A 19,651-nucleotide genomic window follows, 5' to 3' on the forward strand; every position below is an offset into this window, starting at 1 on the left:
TTCTATCCTTTCACCGCGCCGAGCGACAGGCCTTCGACCAGATAGCGCTGTGCGTAAAGGGCGAGCGCCAGCGTCGGCGTGATCGACAAGACGATGGCCGCCGAAATCTGGCCGTACTGGATGCCGGATGAGGTGATGAAGGCGAGCGCGCCGACCGTCACCGGCTGCTTGTCGGCCGAAGCCAGCACCAGCGCGAAGACGAAATTGTTCCAGGCGAAGATGAAGGCGAGCAGGCCGGCCGCAGCAATGCCAGGGCCGGCGAGCGGCAGCGCGATCTTGCGGAAGGTGGCGAACCAGGAATGGCCGCCGATGCGGTAGGCATATTCGATGTCAGCCGGGATATCCTCGAAATAGCCGCGCACGATCCACAGGATCAGCGGCAGGCAGATCAACTGGTAGACCCAGATCAGCCCGATATAGGTGTTGGCCAGGCCGAGCTTCTGGAAATAGAGGGTCAGCGGCAGCAGCACCAGAAGTGCCGGCGCGAACCTGAACGACAGCAGCGTGAAGGCGATGTCCTCCGAGCCGCGGAATTTGTGGCGCGCGAAGGCGTAGGCGGCCGGCACGCCGAGCAGCAGCGAAACCGCCACCGAGGTCACCGACAGGAACACCGAATTCCAGAGGTTGCGCATGAAGGCGATGTCGAGCGTGCCGGCGGCGGTCATCAGCTTGCCGGTGATCAGCGCGGTGTAATTGGCGAGCGTCGGTTCGAAGATGAGCTGCGGCGGGATGCGCAGGATGGTCTCGTTGGTCTGGAACGACATCATGAAAATCCAGACGATCGGGAACATGAAGAAGATCACCACCAGCGTCAGTGCCACGCCGCGCAGGATGCGTTCGAGAAGCGAGGTATGTTCCATCGCCTGCCTCCTATGCCTGGCCGCGGGCGCGTTCGCGCAGCCTGAGCCAGTTCTTGATGAAGATGTTGGAGAGGAAATAGGTGATCGCCCACAGGATGATCATCAGCGCCGCCGAGCGGCCGACATTGGTCGACTGGAAGAAGTTGAGATAGGCCTCGACCTGGAAGACGGTCAGCGTGTCGCCCGGGCCGCCTTGCGTCATCGCGTAGATGATATCGAACTGCTGGATGGAATCGAGCAGGCGGAACAGCGTCGCGGTCAGGATGTAGGGTGTCAGCATCGGCAGGGTGATGCGGAAGAAGACGAAGCTCCGCGGCACCCCGTCGAGTGCCGCCGCCTCGAAGGGCTGAGTCGGCAGGCTGCGCAGGCCGGCAAGCAGCAGGATCATGATGAAAGGCGTGTAGACCCAGATGTCGACCAGCACGACGGTTAACAGCGCCGTCGACGGCGATGAGGCCCAGCGGAAATCCTGCAGCCCGATGAGGCTGGCGAGATAGCTCAGCACGCCGAAGCCGGGATTGGTCATCAGCTTCCACATCAGCGCTGCCAACGCCGGCGCCGTCATCAGCGGCATCAGGAGCATGATCGAGATGAAGTTGTTCAGCGTCGAGCGCTTCTGCAGAAGCAAGGCGATGGCAAGGCCCAAAAGCAGTTCCAGCACGACGGTGGTGCCGGCATAGAGCAGCGAGACTTTCAGCGTGTTCCAGAATTTCGGATCGGTGAAGAAGGAGATGTAGTTGTCGCCCCAGTTGAACTGCCGCGCCCAGGGCTGGCTCAGCCGGTAGCGCTGGAACGAGTAAACGACCGAGGTCAGGAACGGGATCAGGATGCCGATGCAGACCAGCAGGGCCGGCAGGCTGAGCACATAGGGCAGCACCCGCTTGTTGATCCTGAAGCCGGATGGCTTGAGCCTTTGCGATACCACCGCAGTCATCGAGCTGCTCCGTTATTGCTGTCGCTTCGCCCCTGCCGGCCGCCCAAGGGAGCAAGGCGGCCGGTCGGGCGAAATAGCGGTCACCTTTCGGCACCGCATCGCAAACATGAAAAGGTATGACGAGGGCCGACCCGCCAAGCAGGCCGGCCCTCGTTGCGACTTAACCGAGACCGGCTTCCTTGAGCTGGCCATTGATGCTCTCGGCCAGCTTGTCGAGGCCTTCGTCGACCGGCACTTCCTTGGACACCATCTTCTGCAGCGTCGCCGCCCATTCGGTGGTGAGATCGAAGAAAAGCGGCTGCGCCGTGAACTTGATCGAGGCGCCGGGTGCCGAGGCGTCGAACATCTCGACATAGCCCGGATAGCTCTTGTTCAGCTTCTCGCGGAAAGCTTCATCCTTCCAGACCGACTGCCGGACCGGGTTGACGAAATCCATCTTGGTGGCGCCGAACAGCGCATGCTCGGGTCCGGAGGCCCATTGCATGAAGTACCATGTGGCGTCCTTGTCCTTGGAGAAGTTGGACATCGACAGCGACCAGATCCAGATGTTCGGCGTTGGTGCCTTGGCCTCCGGATTCGCCTTGAAGGCGGCGAAGGCAAGCTTGCCGGCCATCTTGTTGTCGCCGCCATTCATGAAGTAGCCGAGGATATCGGCGTCGAAGATCATCGCCGAGGCGCCGGCGCCCAGATCGGTGCCCACCTGGTACCAGGTGTAGGTCGACCAGTCCTTCGGGCCGCTCTCCTGGATCATCTGCACCCACTGCTTGTGGAAAGCCTTGGACTGGGCGGTGTTCATGGCGGCCGACAATTTGCCGTCGGCCGACACATTCAGGTCCTTCTGGTCGAAATTGGCGTAAGCCGACAGGAATCCCGGATGGATGGTCGCCCAGGAGCGCGAGCCGCGCACACCAATGCCGTAGACGCCGCCGCCGACATCCTTGGTGAGCTTGGCGGCAGCGGCCACCATCTCGTCCATATTGCCGGGGACCTTGACGCCCGCCTTGTCGAACATCGCCTTGTTGTAGGTGATGTTGTTCTGCTCGAACCCCCACGGAATGCACCATTGCTTGGCATCTTCCGATCCCAGAGCTCCGCCCGGCTTGCCGTTCCAGGCGCAGGAATTCCTGACGCCTGGCAGGAAGTCGTCCCAGGCATAGTTCGGGTTGGTCTTGGCCGGATCCTTGATCCATTCGTTGAGATCGGTGATCCAGCCGGCTGGGCCATAGGTCCAGGTCATGTACGCGCCGGTCATGAAGGCATCATATTCGGGCGAGCTCGCCGACAATGCGGCCGTCACCTTGTCGAAATAGACGTCTTCAGGGAATACGTCGTAGACGACGTTCATGCCGGTCAGTTTCTTGAAGTTCTCAAGATTGGCGATCATGGCGTCGGCATATGGATGCTTGTTGAGCAAGAGCTTGATGGTCTTGCCCTTATGCGCCTGCCAGTCGAAGTCCGCGGCAAGCGCGCGGGTCTGGCCCAGGTTGAGCAGCGTGCCGGCGGTGCCGGCGGCGAGGCCCATCGCCCCAAGGCCCTTGATCAATCCGCGACGGTCGACTTGTCCGCGCAGGAAGGCGTCTATGAGGTCTTTCTCTTTCTCATGCATTTGGTCTTCTCCTCCACAGGGTAGTTTCAACTGAACCGTTGCCGGCTACCCGACCGGCGTCTCTTCCACGAGCGATCGCGCCGTCCGCTCGTCTGTTATCAGGCCTTTCAAATAGCGCCCCTCCAGCACCGACTTGATGGCGCGAACCTTGATCTTGCCACCGGCGACAGCGACGATCCGGCGGCTGGCGATATCCTCGCGCGCCAACGCCAGCGCCCGGTTGGAAACGGTGGTCGCGACCGCCTTGCCGGCGTCGTCGAAGAAATGGCCGAGCAATTCGCCGACGCCGCCATTGCGGCGGATCTCCTCCATCTCGCCTTTCTCGATCATGCCGGTGGCAACCAGCGAAGCCTCGCGCTCGGCGGTACCGACGCCGGCCAACAGCAGGTCGGCGGATCTGGCGAGATCGAAGACCTCGCTGATGCCCTTCTGGCCCAGCAGCACGATGCGGTCCTCCGCCGTGTTGGCGAACATCGGCACGGGCATCACATAGGCTTCGGCTCCGGTGCGCTCGGCGAGACGGTGAATGACGTCATGCGGGTTGGCCGAGAACTTCCGTGTCAGGCCGCCGAGCAGCGAGACGAAACGGATCCGGTCGGTGGTGGTGCGCGGCAGGTACTCCACGCAAGCCGCGAGCGTGCGGCCATGGCCGACGCCGATCAGCGCCTGCTCGCCTCGTTCGATCTCGCGCTTGAGGAACTGCGCCCCGGCAATGCCGAGCGCCTTGAGCGGCAGATCCTCGGAATCGAAATCCGGGACCACCTCGCAATAATCGAGGCCGTAGCGCCGGGACAACTCGTCCTCGAGCTCGACGCATTCCGACACTTCGCCGTCGATATAGACCTTCACCAGCCCTTCCTGGTTGGCCTTGGTGATGAGGCGGTGGGCCTTGAGGCTGGTCAGCCCCAGCCGCTTGGCGACCTCGGACTGGGTCAGGCCGCCGGCGTAATGAAGCCACGCGGCGCGCGCCGCCATGCTGGCATCATCGTCCCGCGAAAGGCCGTTTCCAAAACCAACCACGTTTCCGTCCCGGTGATATTTTTATCAGTTGCTGCAAAATTTTTCACATGCCGGAACCGAAGTCAAGCGCCACCTTTCAAATCGCGTGGCGGTTGGCTAGCGGGAACTTCGGGAGGGTGAAGAGGTTCTTACATCGACGGCCCGAAGTCGCGGCGCGCCGGCGAGCCACAAGGAACATCGGCGCCGAGCGGTGCCGAGAACCCCCGGGGAAGCAGGAGAGGCGGAGCGCCGGCGCCGCCTGACAGAACGATGTTCGAGCCGCTTTGCTGCGATATGCCGCTTCATCCGACATGGCCCGATCTTGTCGCACGGCTGCTGCTTGTGGTGCTGGCTGGTTTCCTCATTGGCCTCAACCGGCAAGCGCGCGGCCACACCGCCGGGCTTCGGACGACCATCCTGGTCGGCCTTGCGGCCGCTGTTGCGATGATCCAGGCCAACTTGCTGCTTGATACGACGGGCAAGGGAATGGATTTCTTCGCCCGCATGGACGTGCTGCGTCTGCCGCTCGGCGTGCTGACCGGCGTCGGCTTCATCGGCGGCGGCGCCATCCTGCGGCGCGGCGACCTCGTGACCGGCGTCACCACCGCGGCCACCATGTGGATCATGACGATGATCGGGCTTGCCTTTGGCGGCGGGCAGTTCGGTCTTGCGGCAATTGCAACCGTGCTGACGCTGCTGACGCTTCAGGTGTTGAAATGGGTGGACCTCAAGGTTCCGCGCGACCACCATGCGATCCTGTCGGTTTCCTGGCCAAAAAGTTCACCGCCCGACCTGCAGGAGATGGTGCGGCCGCTCGGCTATGGCGCACGCCTTGCCAAGATGGAGCATGACATCAGCCGCGACCGCTTCGTGTACTCGTTCAATCTCGAATGGAGACAGTCCGATGCGACCGAACCTTCAACGGAAATCCTGACGCTGGTCAGCCGCGAATGCGAGATCGAGCGATTTGATCTAGTCGGCGAAAAGGCGTCCTGAAGAGACGAAGCGTTCCCGCCCCGACATGCTTAGGCACCACCCACTTGCGCATCACGCAAAAACTCGATCACCATCGCCGCCGTCCAGGTGAAACGGCCGCCGCCGAGCGACTCACCGGTCAGCGGGTCGTAGTATTCGGCAAATCCGCTCTCCCGGATCAAGTCGAGGCTGGATTGCGTGATGCGCTGTGCGACCTGACCGTGGCCGGCGGCGGCAAGGCCGTCGGCGATCATGTAGTTGACCACCAGCCAGACCGGGCCGCGCCAGTAACGCTTGGCGTCGAAGCGCGGATCACCGGGATCATGTGACGGCACGACGTAAAACGCGGTGCCGGCAAGGCGTTCGACGGTCGCGGCGACTGCAGCGGCGCGGTCTTTCGGGATCGCGGCAAAGGCCGGCAGGATGCCACAAACCGAAGCGCTGTCGACCAGCGTGCCGGCGACACGGTCGAGACAGAGGTATTGGCCGTGCGCGTCGCTCCACAGCCGCTCCATGGCCGCCAGGCCCTTTTGCGCGCGGGCGCGGTTGGCCTTGGCGATCGCCGTCTCGCCAAGCGCTTCGGCAAGATCGGCAAGGTCGGTGGCGGCGCGGATCAGGATGGCGTTGAAGCCGGGATCGACAATCTGGAAAGGTGAGGCATCGTGCAGTCTCGCGTTGTCCCAACCGAGCCCGCGAAAATGCTGCACCAGCCAGAGATAACGATCGTACTGCGCCTTGGTCGGGCGATGTGCCGGATCGGCATGCAAGGTATCACGACGAGTGTAGGGCTCGACGCCTTCGGTCGGCACGCGCTCGAAGGCATCGTCCCAATCGATGGAATTGTCGCGACCGGATTCCCAGGGGTGGATGATGGCGACCAGCCCCTCACTCTTGGGGTCGCGGTCTTGGTAGAACCAGCGATGCCAGGCATCGATCTTCGGCAGCAGCGCGCGGGCCCGCTCGGCGGCCAATTTTCTGTCCTTGGCGCGGTCGAACAGGCGCCGCACGGCAAAGCCTGCGACGGCTGGCTGGGTAATGCCCGACGTGGCGGTCGGGCGACCGGAATCGGGATTGGGATTCCCTATTTCAGCTGCAGGAGATGACCCTGATTAAAAAACGGACGTACTCTTAGATTGCCGCGTTCCTGCAAACCGTCAGAACGAAGAATTCGCGATAGCAGAAATCAGGCTGATCAAGCAGACTCCCTGGATTTGCTGCCAGTTCCTTCCAATAATGCTGATCGCTCTCAGGGAGGCCGTAATCCGGCGCTGCAGTCGTGAAATAGGAGATTAAGTCGCGTACATAATCGCGCGTGTGCTCGCCAGCAGGGGCCCACCGTTCAACGAGCCAGCCTTTGCGCCAGACGATCTCCATCCCTGCATCCCGCAAAAGTCCGGGAAGCGAGGAACCACAATCGGTGCCAAGCACTCCCTTGTCGCGGAACGTCTGCAATCGCGCCGTCATGAAGCGGGTAAATACCCCGTGATCCATAGGCAGCATCTGCAGAAGCGTCGAATCGAAGTCCTTTACGGCGAGGATGCCGCCGGGCTTCAATACGCGTCTTACCTCATCCGTGGCCTGCTGAAATTCCGCCGGCGTGAGATATTGCATAACATTGGCTGACCACACGCAATCGAAGGAAGCATGGTTGAAAGGAAGCGACAGAATGCTGCCGACGCGGGTGCGCACCTTCGGCCGGTCCGGGACATCCTTAGTCAAGTCCTCGGCGCGTTGAATATTCTCAGGCGCAAGATCAAGAGCTGTCACGGACCCGTTGGAGCCAATCAGCTCGCAGATGAGCGGAAGGAAGCTTCCGCCCCCGCATCCCGCATCGAGCACGTCCCAGCCACGTTGCATTCCAACTTGGGTAAGTGCGTCTTCGTATTCCGGCCGTGATGACTCGAAATGAAGATCGAGCCAGCTTGCGTCACTCGCTTCATGGCCGGTCGATGTTGAATTTTTGCCGGTACTGATGTTCCCCTCCGCGAATCGCCTACAATATCGGACCTCGGTAGCTGGCTCAGGTAAACAGACGCGAATTCTGATGGCAACCAACCGGTTGTCGTCGCCATGAGAGGCCTGCCAGACGCATAGCGAATGTGATCCTGATTAGACGGACGTGCTCTAGAAACGGATTCGAACGAACCCGCCATCTGCATGGCGCGGCTTCAGCCAAGACACGGTCGAGACGAAGCTACAGGCGGTCGCCATGCGGCAAGCCTGAGAATGGCCGCGCAAAGCAGCCGGACCGACTTAAATTGGTCCCGGGCCCAATCAATCCTGATCAAGCAAGCCCTACTGCAGCGTCCGCTGTGGCGGTTGGCCGGCGTGGTCGCGCGCGATGCCGGGATCGGCATCACCCTCGCCGAGCGAACGATCGAGCCCCGTCGCCACCACTGAGACCCTGAAGCGGCCTTCCATGCTCTTGTCGAAGATGGCGCCGACGATGATGTCGGCATCCTCGTAGACTTCCTCGCGGATGCGCGTGGCCGCCTCGTCGACCTCGAACAGTGTCATGTCCCTGCCGCCCGAGATCGAGACCAGCACGCCCTTGGCACCCTTCATGGACATTTCGTCGAGCAGCGGGTTGGCGATCGCCGCTTCCGCCGCCTTCATCGCCCGGCCGTCGCCGGACGCCTCGCCGGTTCCCATCATGGCGCGGCCCATGCCACGCATCACCGATTTGACGTCGGCGAAGTCAAGATTGATCAGGCCTTCCTTGACGATGAGGTCGGTGATGCAGCTGACGCCGGAATAGAGCACCCGGTCGGCGATGACGAAGGCATCGGCGAAGGTGGTCTTGGCGTCGGCGATGCGGAACAGGTTCTGGTTGGGGATCACGATCACGGTGTCGGCGGCCTCGCGCAGCCGCTCGATGCCCTCTTCGGCCATCTGCATGCGGCGCCGGCCCTCGAAGGTGAACGGTTTGGTGACGACGCCGACCGTCAGGATGCCGGCCTTACGCGCCGCCTGGGCGATGATCGGGGCCGCACCGGTTCCGGTGCCGCCGCCCATGCCGGCAGTGACGAAGCACATGTGGGTGCCGGCCAGATGATCCATGATCTCGTCGAGCGATTCTTCGGCAGCGGCACGGCCGATCTCGGGCAACGAGCCGGCGCCAAGTCCTTCCGTGACGTGCGCGCCAAGCTGGATCAGCCGCGTCGCCTTCGACATGGTCAGCGCCTGGGCATCGGTGTTGGCGGCAATGAACTCGGTTCCCTGAAGCTGTTCGACGATCATGTTGTTGATCGCGTTGCCGCCACCGCCGCCGACGCCGATCACGGTGATCTTGGGTCTCATCTCGGAGATTTCCGGCTTCTTGAACTCGGCCATGCCTGCTTCTCCTTCGCCAACTGCGTGCGCTTCACGGCCCACAAGCAGACTGCCCGTAGACATTGCAATCGAGCGGCATGACGCGAATCAGTCCGTTCGGATGGATACCCCAAAAAGCCAGAGAGCGGCCGGACGTGCAAGTGCGGGAAGGTCAAGATTTGTGATGAAGAGGCCGAACCCCACGCGACCGACTGTCCGGTCCTGGGTGATCGCGATAGTGTCGTCGCAGATCAGACACCACGACAGATGCCTGGAGACGGCTGGGCAGAACCCGCCTTTGCCGATGCTTCGATCGCCAGGGCGAGATCTCTGCGGACTTCGCCACCAATCAAAGCCGATGGTGTATATACCCCCTCCAGAACCAAAAAGGTATGAAAGAATTGTCCAGTTTGCCATCCATGAGATTGCGGCCGCCGGGATCGCGGCACGGACTTTTGCGGCGATGAAACGCCCCGTCGATCACGGCGCCATGGCCGTCTCTGGCTATACCGTTCCCTGGCATACGGCGGCCGGAACATCGGTCGGCCTTCATGTCTCGTCGTCGCGGCAGGTACGCGACATCAGGATCGTGCGGCTCGACACACCCGGGGCCGAGCCGATGAACTGGCGCGTCGAGCCGACAGGAAGTGCCGTATCGCATCGTGACTTCGATCATGGATCCTTCCTCCGGGTTGCGGCGACCGAACTGGCCAAGGCCACCGAGATCGGAGGCGTCGCCTTCGAAGTGTACTTGACCCGCAATGATGGCGCCCGCGTGCTGTTCGAGAGCGGCAACCTGCGCCTCGGCTTGCAGGACGGGCGGCTGACATCTGGCCTCGACGGCAAGTCGCTCGATAGCGGCGTAGCCTTGCCGGCAAACACCTGGCTCAAGGTCGAGATTTCGTCGAACGACGGCGCGACCGTGCTGCGGATCGACTCGGACGATCTCCTGTCGCCGTTTCACCTGGATCACGGATTCGACCTGCCGTGGCGGCCCCTGCCTGGTGACATGGTCTTCGGCACCAGCATGGCAAATGATGTCAGGTCGCTCAACGCGAAGTTCTCTGCGATCTCGCTGCAAACCGCGGCTGGTCGTGTCGCCTGGACGTTTCCGACCCTGCTGCCGAGCGGTCCGCTCGCCTCGACAGGCACCGGTCGCGTCCTCTTCCTGGAAACGATCAACCAGCCCGCCTTCTGCATGACCTCGCGGCGCTGGGATGGGTCGAGTTTCGACCCCCGCCTGGTGCCGTCGCATTATGACGCCGTGCATTGCCACGACGACGACATGGGCGCGTTGCAGTGGCCCGCCTCCTGCCAATTGCAGATTCCCGCCGCGGCGCCGCCCGGGGTCTATGCCTTCGAGGTCGGTCACGACCAAGGATCGGAGCATATCGTCTTCTTCATCACTTCGTCGGCACGCCGCGCGCCACTGGTGTTCCTAGTGCCGACGGCCACCTACCTCGCCTACGCGGATGAATTCCTGCCGGCGCATCTCTACGAATGGAGGTGCGAGGATCGCGGCCACAGCTTCGCGATCGATAATAACCTGAAGTCGCTCTACGACTACCACAACGACCTCAGCGGCGTGTCGATCTGTTCCACCAGGAAGCCGAAGGCGACGCTGCGCGACGACTACAATTATCCGCTGTGCGGCTGTCCGCACAATCTGCCGGTCGACCTGCATTTTCTGCGCTTCTGCCACAGCAATGGCATTGCCTTCGACCTCATCACCGACCGCGACCTGCATGAGCGGGGCCTTGCCGGCCTCAGAGACTACCGGGCGGTCATCACCGGCAGCCATCCCGAATACATGTCGGTCGAGATGGAGCATGCGCTGCGCCAGTTCGCGGCGGCGGGCGGCAGCATCGCCTATCTCGGTGGCAACGGCTTTGCCAGCAAGGTCGCGTTCCACGACGATCTGATGGAACTGCGCCGCTCGCCGCTCGAGGCGGGCCGGACCTGGGACGGCGCCATCGCCGAACAGTCACTGTCGATCACCAACCAGCCGGGCGGCTATCTGCGCGCCAGCGGGCGCGGCGAGTTCTCGCTGACCGGCGTCGCCATCTCGCTGATGGGGTTCGACGGCGCGCGGCCTTTCACGCGCACGCCGGAAAGCCGTCAACCCTCGGCCGCGTGGTTGTTCGACGGCGTCACCAGCGAGACCTTCGGCGACGATGGCATCGTGCTCGGAGGCGCCGCCGGCTACGAGGTCGATGCCACGGATCCGCATCTGGGCACATCCCCCGAGACCATGGTCATTGCGCGCGCGACCGGTTTCCCGGACAGCTTCGTCCATGACGCCACCCGCTGGTATGAAGGAGGTGACAGCGAGCGCGACGGGCGCCGCTGCGCGGAGATGACGCTGCGCCATCTGCCTTCGGGCGGCCTGATCTTCTGCGCGAGTTCCGTCGCCTGGTGCGGCGCCTTGCCGGCGGGCGATGCCATGAACGACGTCGGCCGGATCACCAAGAATTTGCTGGCGCATCTGGCAGCGAAAACGAGCCGGTAGACCCCGGATCGATAGCCCCGGAAAGGCAGGCGCCCGCGGCACCGCGACGGCTCCAGCAGTTGGCTTGCCGCGCAACGATCGAAGCGTCTATCATGCCTGATCAATCGGCGGCCTGGGTGTTTCCGCCGTGCCTAGCCCAAAGTTTGTCCGCGGCGCGTGTCGTCAGGTCATTTTCAGAACGGATGAAGCAGCGCCCTCGCCAATGGCCGACAGAACACATTTCGGTTTGACCGCCCTCGATACCGTTCCTCTGCATGAGAAGGTCTATCTGGAGCTCGTGCGGGCCCTGATGTCGGGCCAATTCCTGCCCGGCCAGAAGCTGACCTCGCGCAAGCTCGCCAGGGAACTCGGCACCAGCGACATGCCGGTGCGCAGTGCCTTCATGCGGCTGCAGGCATTGCGGGCGCTGAGCCCGATGCCGAACGGCAGCGTCGAGGTGCCGGTGATCTCGGCCGAGCGGTTCTCGCAGTTGACCGCCGTGCGTACGCTCCTCGAAGGCCCGGCGACCGAGCTCGCGACGAAACTCATCAACGGCAACAATCTGCGGGCGATCCGACGCCATTGCACCGAATTGACCCTGGCGGCCCGCAAGGGCGATATCGGCGACTATCTCAGGAAGAACCACGACTTCAAATTCTCGATCTATCGCCATTGCGGCAACGAGCAGATGATCTTCCTGATCGAGACGGTATGGATGCAGGTCGGCCCGTTTCTTAGAAACCTCGCCACGGGGTTCGAGGACGACCTCTCCTCCATTCTGGACATCGACTATCACGAGGAAGCGGTCGCGGCGATCGAGGCACAGGACTGCGCGCGAGCGCGGGCGGCCATCGTTCGCGATATCGACGAGGGCGCCGCGCACATCCTGCGGCAGGGTATGTTCCCGGAAGCGAGGAGCTAGGCCGACGTTCCTGGATCCGTCACCAGATGCCCCTTGGCTTTGCCCTGCCTTGTCGCTATGTTGCGATCGCAAATCGCGCAATTGGTTCCTGAAATGCCTCCCGACATCCCGGCTAATGATTTGAAAAAATGAAGAAAACTCTTCCGACTGATGTCGGAGATGCCTTCATGAACTCATCAGCTGTCTTGTCGTGAAATAGGGTGGCCGCCTCAGGCGCGGCCCCGCAGGGAACCAGAGGTAACGGAAATTGAGCGATGCAATTGCGGACGTTTTGAATTGGCTTGAAAGCCGAAGCGACATCCAGAGCCTGAGGGCCGCGGTGTGCGACCTCAACGGCATCATGCGGGGAAAGCGCATACCGGTCGAGCAGGCCCGCAAGGCGCTGGAAGGCAAGCTGCGCATGCCCTATTCGCTGATCGGGCTCGATGTCTGGGGCGAGGACATCGAAGGCAACAGCCTGGTCTTCTCGACCGGCGATGCCGATGGGCTTTGCCAATGGACGGGACGCGGCATTCTGCCGGTGGAATGGACGGCGCATCCGACGGCGCTCGTCCCGCTTTGGCTCGCCGACGAAAGCGGTGCACCCTATCTCGGCGACCCCCGGCGGGCACTGGCCCGCATCCTCGATCGCTACAAGGCGCTCGGCCTCACTCCGGTCGCGGCGACCGAACTCGAATTCTACCTGGTCGATCCGCAATCGCAGCGGCCTGTCGGACCAGTCTCACCGGTCACCGGGCGGCGTCTCGATTCCGACGCGGCGCTGTCGATCGACGAGATCGACGATTTCGAAGCCTTCATCCATGACATCTACGAAGCCTGCCGCGCACAAGGCATTCCCGTCGACACGGCCATCGCCGAAAACGGCGTCGGCCAGTTCGAGATCAACCTGAACCATGTCGCCGACGCTTTGCGGGCGGCCGACGATGCGGTGTTGTTCAAGCGCACGGTAAAGGGCATTGCCCGCAAGCACGGCTTTGCCGCCTGCTTCATGGCCAAGCCCTATGGCGACCGCGCCGGCAACGGCTTCCATGTCCATTTCAGCCTGGTCGACGGCGAAGGGCGCAACGTGTTCGACGACGGCACCGACCAGGGCTCCGACATCGTGCGTCATGCGGTCGGCGGGCTGCTGGCGGCGATGGCCGAAAGCACGCTGGTGTTCGCGCCGCACTTCAATTCCTACCGGAGGCTGCGCCCACGATCCTACGCGCCGACCGCGGTCGCCTGGGGGTACGAGAACCGCATGGTCGCGATCCGCATCCCCGGCGGCCCGACCGGCGCGCGCCGCATCGAACATCGCGTCTCGGGAGCCGACGCCAACCCATACCTGGTGCTTGCCGCCATCCTGGGCGCGGCACTGATCGGCATCGAGAAGCACATGTCACCGGGCGAGCCGGCGGGGAAGGACGGGCAAGGCGTTGCCCCGGCCAAGCTGCCACCGGACTGGGCGTCGGCGATCGCGACCTTTGAAGGCGGGACGCATGTGGCGGAGATCTTCCCGGCGATCCTGCGCGACTCCTTCATCGCCTGCAAACGCCAGGAATTGAATACGTTTGCCCTGAATGTCAGCGATTTCGAGATCGAGACCTATCTCGAAAGCGTCTGAGGCCCTTTACGTCGACCGCTCAGCCTTCAGTACAGTGACCGCCGCCTCGCTGTTGTGGACATAGTCGTTGGCATCCGGCTGCTTCTGTACCAGCAGGATGAACAAAAGGTCGGTCAGCGTCAGTTGCGCGTCGCGCGCCGTGATGGAGGAGGAGCGCGCGCGCTCCTCGTCGGCGATGGTGTAGAGGCGAATGTCGGCGACCCGGCTCAGCGGATTTTCATGCAGGCCGGTGACGGCGATCACCGTCGTGCCGCGCTTGGCTGCAAGCTCGGCGATGCGCAAGGTTTCGATGCTGGCGCCGGAATAGGAGAGCGCGAACAGCACATCGTCAGGCCCGAGCGTCGAGGCGTTGGCCATCTGGATGTGGCTGTCGCTGTCATGCAGCACATTGCGGCCGAGCTTCATCAGCTTGTAGGAGAAATCGCGCGCCACCAGCGAGGAAGCGCCGACGCCAACCAGATGGATGCGCCGCGCGCCATCCAGCAGTTCCAGCGTCCTGGAGATGATGCGCTCGCTGTTGGCGGCGACGGTCTGCTGCATCGACAGCAGCTTGCTGCCGATCAGCTTCTTCAAGATGACCGGAAAGCCATCGCCGACCTCGATCGAACCGTGGATGACGCCGGCCGGCACCTGCCAATCCTGCGCCTTGGCCTCGCTGACGGCGAGCTTGAGTTCCTGATAACTGGCATAGCCGAGCTTCTGGCTGAACTTGACCACGCTCGACTGGCTGCGGCCGATCTCGGCCGCAAGTGCGGCCGTCGACAGCCGCAGCATCTGGTTGGGGTTGTCGACGATGTAACGGCCGATCTCGCGATCGCCGGGCGCCATGCCGTCGAGCTTGGCATTGATCCTGCTTAAGATAGACACGGAAATCCCCTCGCTCTTGAGACTTGCAAGACGAGGAATAAATTATTCCAATTTTGATTGACAGCCAAGAACGCAGAATTAATTCTCAGCTCGACCCGGGCCACCGCCCGGGATTCCCAGGCAGGTCGCCGGGGTGACCCTCAAGGTTTCAGCCATGGATAGATTGCGGATCGTCGGCGGACAGAGACTGCAAGGCGCGGTCACCATATCAGGCGCCAAGAATGCCGCTTTGCCGCAGATCGCGGCTGCGCTGCTCAGCCCCTACCCACTCGAACTGACCAACCTGCCCGATGTGACCGAGGTCCAAAACATGCTCGGCGTGGTGCGGCTTCACGGCGCCGAAATCACCCGGTCCGCCCATGCCGCGATCATTAATACCAGTGCCGCCGTTTCCAAGGAGACGTCCTACGACACGGTTCGGAAGATGCGGGCGACGGTGCTCGTCCTGGCGCCGTTGCTGGCGCGGTTCGGCCATGCCCGGGTTTCGCTGCCAGGCGGCTGCGCGATCGGCGCGCGGCCGGTCGACATGCATGTCACCGCACTCGCCGCGCTGGGCGCCAGGATCGCCATAGAGAACGGCCTGATCGTCGCCTCGGCGCCGAACGGATTGACCGGCACCCGCATCGTGCTCCCGTCGCCATCGGTCGGGGCGACGGAAACCGCCATGATGGCGGCGACCACGGCCAAGGGCGAAACCGAAATCCTGAACGCGGCGCGCGAACCGGAAGTGGCTGACCTCGCCGCTTGCCTCAGCGCCATGGGCGCGCGCATCGAGGGCGCAGGCACGCACCGCATCCTGATCGCGGGCGACACCAACTGGCGCGCCGCCAGCCACGACATCATCCCGGACCGCATCGAGGCGGGCACCTATGCCATCGCCGCCGCCATCACCAGCGGCCAGCTTGAGCTGACGCATGCCCGGCTCGAACACATGGCCTCGGTGGTGCAATTGCTGGAGGCGACCGGCGTCAGCGTCTGGCCGGGCGACCGGGGACTGATCGTCTCGCGCGACCGGCCGCTCAAGGCAGCCGACCTCACCACGGAACCCTATCCGGGGTTCCCGACCGACCTGCAGGCGCAGTTCATGGCGCTGATGTGCTGCGCGCAGGGCGCCTCGCTGCTGCGCGAAACCATCTTCGAGAACCGCTTCATGCATGTACCCGAACTGATGCGGCTCGGCGCCAACATCAAGCTGCAAGGCACCATGGCGCTGGTGCGCGGCGGCGAGAAACTGCACGGGGCGCAAGTGATGGCCACCGACCTGCGCGCTTCGGTGTCGCTGGTGCTGGCGGCGCTGGTCAGCGAAGGCGAGACCATCATCAACCGGGTCTATCACCTCGACCGCGGCTACGAGCAACTGGACCGCAAGCTGCGCCTGTGCGGCGCCGACATCGAGCGGCTGGGCGCATGAATACCGACACGGATTATTTTCTCGGCGTCGATGGCGGCGGCACCGGTTGCCGCGCCCGTCTCGAGGACGCGCAAGGCATGGTGCTGGGACAAGGCCTGTCCGGCCCGGCGACGACGCGGCTCGGCATCGAGGCAGCATTGGGCTCCATTGCCAAAGCCTACGGCGCGGCGATCGATGAAGCAGGTTTCGCGCCCGCCGAGACCGTCCGCATCCATGCCGGCATCGGCCTTGCCGGCATCGGCCGCAAAGGCGCGCTGGAGGCGCTGCGGGCAATCGCGCATCCCTTTGCCAGCATCGACTTCGTCAGCGACGGTGTCGGCGCCTGCCTTGGCGCGCATTCGGGCCAGGACGGCGCCATCGTCATCGCCGGGACCGGCTCGATCGGCCTTGGCTTTGTCGAGGGCCGCGACCTGCGCGCCGGCGGCTATGGATTTCCGATCTCCGACGAGGGCAGCGGCGCCGACCTCGGACTGAAAGCCGTGCAACTGGCGCTGCGCGCCCATGACGGCCGCCACGAACGGACGGCGCTGCTGGCGGAACTCATGCAGCGCTTCGCCGGCGACCCGATGGAGGCCGTCGCCTGGATGGACCGCGCCAGCGCCACGGACTATGCCGCACTTGCACCCATGGTGATGCGGCATGCCGACCAAGGCGACCCCGCCGGACGCCGCATCGTGCAAAGCGCCGCCGAGCAGATCGACACGCTGGTGCGGGTGCTGTTCGAAAAAGGTGCGCCGCGCGTGACCCTGCTGGGCGGCCTTGCCAGCCCGCTCGAGCCCTGGCTTTCCCCCGACGTCCGGCGCCGCCTGAAACCCGCGGACGGCGACGCCGTGTCCGGAGCGATCATTCTTGCCAAGAAATCGGCATGCAAGGGATAGGTGGCAAGAGTAGGAATAAAATATTCCAAATTTCTATTGACGATGTGAATATCAAATTCTAAAAAGTTAACAGGAGAACCTGCGGTGACGGACCACGGTCTGTTGCACCGTTTGCCGGTCGAGCCATGCCGGACCGCGCAGCAGATTTTTTGAAAGCATTGGGATGACCGAGCAACGGTTGATGTCTGAGCTGGGCCGGCTGGTTTCCGAAGGCCGGAATCCAGGGACCGTCGACATCGACTTGCTGCCGACCATCGACGTGCTGCGCAGGATCAATCACGAGGACAGGCTTGTCCCGGCGGCCGTCGAAAAGGTGCTGCCGGAAATCGCCACCGCGGTGGATCGGATCGTGCTCGCCTTCCAGAAAGGCGCGCGGCTTGTCTATATCGGCGCCGGCACCAGCGGCAGGCTTGGCGTGCTCGACGCTTCGGAGTGCCCGCCCACATTCGGCGTGCCCGAAGGCATGGTGGTCGGCCTGATCGCCGGTGGGTCCGACGCCCTGGTGCGCTCAACGGAAGGCGCCGAGGATGACCCGAAGATGGGCGCCAAGGCCTTGCAGGACATCACGCTCACACCTGACGACGTGGTGGTCGGCATCGCGGTCAGCGGGCGCACGCCCTATGTGATCGGCGGGCTGACCTATGCCAAGAAGATCGGCGCGACGACCGTCGCGCTGTCCTGCAATCCGGCCTCGGCCATTGCCGGCATCGCCGAGATCGCCATCTCGCCGGTCGTCGGTCCGGAGGTGCTCACCGGCTCGACGCGGCTGAAATCGGGAACAGCACAGAAGCTGGTGCTCAACATGCTGACCACGGCTTCGATGATCCGCATCGGCAAGAGCTACCAGAACCTGATGGTCGACCTGAACCCGTCGAACAGGAAGCTGGTCGTCCGGGCGATCAGGATCGTCATGCAGGCGACCGGCTGCACCGCGCCGCAGGCGCGGCAGGCGCTCGACCGGACCGGCAATGACGTCAAGCTGGCGATCCTGGTCACCATCACCGGCCTCGACGTCGAAGCGGCGCGGGCCGCTTTGGCCAAGGCCGGAGGGTTCCTGCGAAAGGCGATCAGCGACGAAGCGGCCTGAGGCCGCTTTAGACAAGACGGCTAAAGCCGCTTTAGACAAGACGGCTGAAGCCGCTTTAGACAAGACGGCGTCAAGCCGCATAGACTGGGCCGATACTCCAAAGCATGTGTGCCTTGGAAGCGGCCCGCGGAAACTGCAAGGCATCGAGTTCAATAATGGGAGACGAGAATGGTTCATCTTACAGGAAGGCTGCTTTCGGGCATCACCCTTGCCGCGATGCTCGGCATCGCCACGGTTTCGGCGCAGGCGGCGACATTGCACATGGCCTGGTCGCAGGACGCCACCGGGCTTGACCCCCACAAGCAGACGGCGTTCTCGTCGCTGCGGCTTTTGGAGCTCATCTACGAGCCGCTGGTGCGGCTCGACGCCAGCCTGCAGATCATCCCCGCTATCGCCACCTCCTGGGAATTCTCGAAAGACGGCAAGGAGCTGACCTTCAAGCTCGATCCCAAGGCGAAATTCCAGGACGGCACGGCGGTAACCTCCGCCGACGTCAAGGCGTCGTTCGAGCGCATCCTCGACGAGAAGACGGGTGCCGCCGCCCGCGCCAACTTCCTGTCGATCGCCAGCATTGACACGCCTGATGCGGCGACCGTCGTGTTCCACCTCTCGCAGCCCGACGCGCCAATCCTGACGGCGATGAGCGACGTCAACGCGGCCATCGTTCCGGCGGCTGAAATCAAGGCCGGATCGATCGGCACGAAGACGGTCGGTTCCGGCCCGTTCAAGCTCGACAAATGGGACCCAAACGCCAAGGAAGTCCTGAGCGCCAACAAGGACTGGGCCGGCGGCGCGACCGGCGTCGACGGCATCGAGATCAGCGTGCTGCCCGACGAGGCGGCGATCCTCGCCGCCATGCGCACCAAGCAGATCGATTTCGCCCTGCTCAACGACCCGCTCGTCGCCACGCTGGTGCCGAAAGAAGCCAACCTGCAATTGAACCGTGTACCGGTGCTTGCCTATAACGTGCTGCAGCTCAACCCATCGCGCAAGCCGATGACCGAGCTCAAGGTGCGCCAGGCGATCTCCTGCGCCATCGACCGGCAGGAGGTGCTGGACACCGCCGCGCTGGGCGAAGGCAAGGTCACCGGGCCGCTGACCATCCCGGCGCTGGCGACCGATCCGAGCCAGTTGTTCTGCTACAAGCGCGATGTCGAAAAAGCCAAGAAGCTGATGGCCGAGGCCGGCTTTGCCGACGGCTTTTCGGCGACCGTGATCGGCGCCACCGGCGAGCCGCCGACGGCGGCGGCGGAAGCCCAGGTCATCCAGTCGCAGCTCGCCGAGATCGGCGTCAAGCTCGACATCAAGATGATGGAGCTCAACGTCTATGTCGACGCCTGGCTGAAGGGCGATTTCGACATGGCGATCGCGCTCAATGGCGGCCGGGCCGACCCCTATACGATGTACAACCGCTACTGGACCAAGGCTGGCAATCTGCAGAAGGTGGCGAACTATATCGACGATACACTCGACAGCCTGATGCAGCAGGGCCGCGCCGAGACCGATCCGGCCAAACGCAAGGCGATCTTCGCCGCGTTCGAGAAGCACCTCGCCGAGGTATCGCCGTGGATCTGGCTCTACACCTCCTACAGCTACACGGCCCAGCAGAAAAACATCGCCGGCTTCGTGCCGACGCCGACCGGCACGCTGTTCAGCCTGAGCAAGGTGACCATCCAATAGCGCCGGATTCGGCAACGGGACGAGAGGTC

The 19,651-nt window shown here is 63.4% G+C and carries 16 protein-coding genes; 8 read left to right on the forward strand and 8 right to left on the reverse strand.

Annotated elements, in window-relative coordinates; all coding sequences use genetic code 11:
- Positions 1 to 2 precede the first annotated feature (2 nt).
- From FJ492_RS16680 to FJ492_RS16695, 4 genes are all read right to left on the reverse strand, one after another.
- Positions 3 to 860, reverse strand: a complete 858-nt coding sequence (locus FJ492_RS16680; protein WP_027142220.1) for a carbohydrate ABC transporter permease — start codon at positions 858 to 860, stop codon at positions 3 to 5.
- Positions 861 to 870: 10 nt separating this feature from the next.
- Positions 871 to 1,794 (reverse strand): sugar ABC transporter permease, encoded by a 924-nt coding sequence (locus FJ492_RS16685; RefSeq protein ID WP_140770985.1) that lies wholly within the window; start codon positions 1,792 to 1,794, stop codon positions 871 to 873.
- A gap of 160 nt (positions 1,795 to 1,954) precedes the next feature.
- On the reverse strand, positions 1,955 to 3,400 hold the full coding sequence (locus FJ492_RS16690) for an extracellular solute-binding protein (protein WP_027142218.1): 1,446 nt from the start codon (positions 3,398 to 3,400) through the stop codon (positions 1,955 to 1,957).
- Positions 3,401 to 3,445: 45 nt separating this feature from the next.
- A complete protein-coding gene (locus FJ492_RS16695; protein ID WP_027142217.1) occupies positions 3,446 to 4,420 on the reverse strand; it encodes a sugar-binding transcriptional regulator in 975 nt (324 codons plus the stop codon).
- A 249-nt stretch (positions 4,421 to 4,669) separates the two neighbouring features.
- On the opposite strand from FJ492_RS16695, the gene FJ492_RS16700 reads away from it, so the two are divergent.
- Positions 4,670 to 5,395 (forward strand): MgtC/SapB family protein, encoded by a 726-nt coding sequence (locus tag FJ492_RS16700; RefSeq protein ID WP_140770987.1) that lies wholly within the window; start codon positions 4,670 to 4,672, stop codon positions 5,393 to 5,395.
- Between the two features lie 29 nt (positions 5,396 to 5,424).
- Here FJ492_RS16700 and FJ492_RS16705 read toward each other — a convergent pair whose 3' ends face one another.
- The 3 genes from FJ492_RS16705 to ftsZ form a co-directional block, all read right to left on the reverse strand.
- Positions 5,425 to 6,381, reverse strand: a complete 957-nt coding sequence (locus FJ492_RS16705) for an alpha,alpha-trehalase (protein WP_246676041.1) — start codon at positions 6,379 to 6,381, stop codon at positions 5,425 to 5,427.
- Between the two features lie 121 nt (positions 6,382 to 6,502).
- Complete coding sequence (locus tag FJ492_RS16710) at positions 6,503 to 7,429, reverse strand: class I SAM-dependent methyltransferase (protein ID WP_246676042.1); 927 nt, start codon at positions 7,427 to 7,429, stop codon at positions 6,503 to 6,505.
- A 240-nt stretch (positions 7,430 to 7,669) separates the two neighbouring features.
- Entirely contained in the window at positions 7,670 to 8,707 is a 1,038-nt protein-coding gene (gene ftsZ, locus FJ492_RS16715; RefSeq protein WP_027142209.1) for a cell division protein FtsZ, read from the reverse strand.
- A gap of 442 nt (positions 8,708 to 9,149) precedes the next feature.
- On the opposite strand from ftsZ, the gene FJ492_RS16720 reads away from it, so the two are divergent.
- The 3 genes from FJ492_RS16720 (at position 9,150) to FJ492_RS16730 (ending at position 13,699) form a co-directional block, all read left to right on the forward strand.
- On the forward strand, positions 9,150 to 11,195 hold the full coding sequence (locus FJ492_RS16720) for a N,N-dimethylformamidase beta subunit family domain-containing protein (protein WP_140770989.1): 2,046 nt from the start codon (positions 9,150 to 9,152) through the stop codon (positions 11,193 to 11,195).
- Between the two features lie 202 nt (positions 11,196 to 11,397).
- A complete protein-coding gene (locus FJ492_RS16725) occupies positions 11,398 to 12,096 on the forward strand; it encodes a GntR family transcriptional regulator (RefSeq protein ID WP_140714732.1) in 699 nt (232 codons plus the stop codon).
- A 247-nt stretch (positions 12,097 to 12,343) separates the two neighbouring features.
- Positions 12,344 to 13,699: a glutamine synthetase family protein gene (locus FJ492_RS16730; protein ID WP_140770991.1), complete on the forward strand. Its 1,356-nt coding sequence runs from the start codon at positions 12,344 to 12,346 to the stop codon at positions 13,697 to 13,699.
- 6 nt (positions 13,700 to 13,705) lie between these two features.
- On the opposite strand, the gene FJ492_RS16735 is transcribed toward FJ492_RS16730, so the two are convergent.
- Positions 13,706 to 14,566 (reverse strand): MurR/RpiR family transcriptional regulator, encoded by an 861-nt coding sequence (locus FJ492_RS16735; protein WP_140505598.1) that lies wholly within the window; start codon positions 14,564 to 14,566, stop codon positions 13,706 to 13,708.
- A 154-nt stretch (positions 14,567 to 14,720) separates the two neighbouring features.
- Between FJ492_RS16735 and murA the strand changes: the two genes are divergently transcribed.
- The 4 genes from murA (at position 14,721) to FJ492_RS16755 (ending at position 19,622) form a co-directional block, all read left to right on the forward strand.
- The gene (murA, locus tag FJ492_RS16740; RefSeq protein WP_140770993.1) at positions 14,721 to 15,977 is read left to right on the forward strand and encodes a UDP-N-acetylglucosamine 1-carboxyvinyltransferase; all 1,257 of its coding nucleotides are present in this window, start codon (positions 14,721 to 14,723) and stop codon (positions 15,975 to 15,977) included.
- Positions 15,974 to 16,855, forward strand: a complete 882-nt coding sequence (locus tag FJ492_RS16745; RefSeq protein ID WP_140770995.1) for an N-acetylglucosamine kinase — start codon at positions 15,974 to 15,976, stop codon at positions 16,853 to 16,855. The genes murA and FJ492_RS16745 overlap by 4 nt, the downstream gene beginning before the upstream one ends.
- 163 nt (positions 16,856 to 17,018) lie before the next feature.
- Positions 17,019 to 17,942, forward strand: coding sequence for an N-acetylmuramic acid 6-phosphate etherase (gene murQ, locus FJ492_RS16750; RefSeq protein WP_140745845.1), 924 nt, complete (start codon positions 17,019 to 17,021; stop codon positions 17,940 to 17,942).
- Positions 17,943 to 18,110: 168 nt separating this feature from the next.
- Positions 18,111 to 19,622, forward strand: coding sequence for an ABC transporter substrate-binding protein (locus FJ492_RS16755; RefSeq protein ID WP_140505607.1), 1,512 nt, complete (start codon positions 18,111 to 18,113; stop codon positions 19,620 to 19,622).
- The last annotated feature ends 29 nt before the right edge of the window (positions 19,623 to 19,651 follow it).

This window comes from Mesorhizobium sp. B2-5-4 (genome assembly GCF_006441095.1).
Classification (GTDB): domain Bacteria; phylum Pseudomonadota; class Alphaproteobacteria; order Rhizobiales; family Rhizobiaceae; genus Mesorhizobium; species Mesorhizobium salmacidum.